Source organism: Pseudomonas sp. S37, from assembly GCF_016658545.1.
Lineage (GTDB): Bacteria > Pseudomonadota > Gammaproteobacteria > Pseudomonadales > Pseudomonadaceae > Aquipseudomonas.
The window spans coordinates 1-1,449 of sequence record NZ_JACVZC010000227.1 but is presented as its reverse complement, the minus strand read 5'-3'; the positions used below and the strand labels follow the sequence as shown (position 1 = coordinate 1,449).

The following is a 1,449-nucleotide window of genomic DNA, read 5'->3' as shown; positions in this document are numbered from 1 at the left end:
TGTAATCGATGGACTCGCCCCCGCCGAGGCATCACAGTGCCACGGTGGCGTTCGAAGAAGCCAACGGCAGCGAGGGCGAGACCATGAAAAAGCATAGTTCGAAGCAAGAATCCCTGTCTTCCACTGATGTGGAACTCTGCACAACGATCTGCGTAGACCTGGCCAAACAGGTTTTCCAATTAGCAGGCGAGGACGCTACCGGTCGGGTGATCTACGAAGATCGCATTAAATCCCGACAAGCTTTCCATGATTTCCTGCTCAAGCTACCAGCGACAGTGGCCGTCCTGATGGAGTGCGGTCCAGGCGCTCAAGCCTGGGCCAGGCTGCTGCAGGCCAAAGGTAACCCGGTTCGCATCCTGCCTGCGCAACGCGTCGCCGAGCACCGCAGTGGCGCGAAGAACGACCGTAATGACGCTCATGCCATTTTACGAGCCGGTCGCGACACCAGCATCGCCTCGATACCGATCAAAAGCACCACCGCTCTGGCTATTCAAGCCCTGCACCGTATCCGGCGCGGCAGCATCAAGCGACATACCGCGATAGGTAATCAGATACGGGGCTTGCTCCTTGAGCACGGCGTATCCATGCCGCAGGGCGATACCGCGATCAAAAGCCATGTACCACGGGCTCTTGAGGACGCCTCCCTGCCTTTGCCCGACTTGTTGCGCGAGGTCCTCGACGAACTGCTGACTGACTGGCAGTCGCTGGGTGAGCGCATTACGACGTTGAGTAAACGGCTGGAAGCGACAGCTCAGAAGGATGAAGTCGCACAACGGCTGATCACCATTCGTGGCGTCGGCCCCATCACGGCCACGGCGATCGTGGCAAAAGAAACCGAACCCCGCCGCTTTGCCAGTGGCCGAATGTATTCCGCCTTCTTCGGGATCGTGCCCGATCAGCACAGCAGCGGAAGCAAAGTCCAACTGGGCCGAATGAGCAAGCGAGGTGACGGTTACATACGCAGCTTGATGATCCAGGGCGCACATGCGGTCTTGAGTCAGCTAAGGCCCGATTCCGATCAGCCAGACGATCGCCGCCTCTTGCGCTGGCTATCCCGCCTGGGACGCAAGGAGGCGGCGATCAGACTGGCCAATCGAAATCTGCGCATTATCTGGGCCCTGTTGCAAAGCGATCAGGTTTATCAACGCAAACCGAGCAGCAACCCGGAGGCCGCATGCGCCTCTGATTAACCGAGTAATACCACCGGGGCGCTAGGCGCTCCAACCCCTGCTAGTGAACATTGACCCTAGGTAAGACCGTCGCAGACCTGATGCCTCCGCTCCTACAGGCCTAGTTCAGAGGCCTCAATGTAAACGGCACTCTGCGAGCTCACCACGATGTTGGCCAGAAGCGAAAAGCTTCCTCGAATAGGCCTGATACATAGATGCAACCGGGTTCTTATGTTCAAAAGCAATTAGACAGTGTGGGCGAGTCCATACATAGGAGCGG

1 protein-coding gene is annotated in these 1,449 nt (G+C 58.0%); it reads left to right on the top strand.

Annotation, left to right across the window (positions count from 1 at the left end; translation table 11 throughout):
* The first annotated feature begins 128 nt into the window (after positions 1-128).
* Entirely contained in the window at positions 129-1,190 is a 1,062-nt protein-coding gene (locus IAE39_RS29415; RefSeq protein WP_201207955.1) for an IS110 family transposase, read from the top strand.
* Positions 1,191-1,449: the final 259 nt, after the last annotated feature.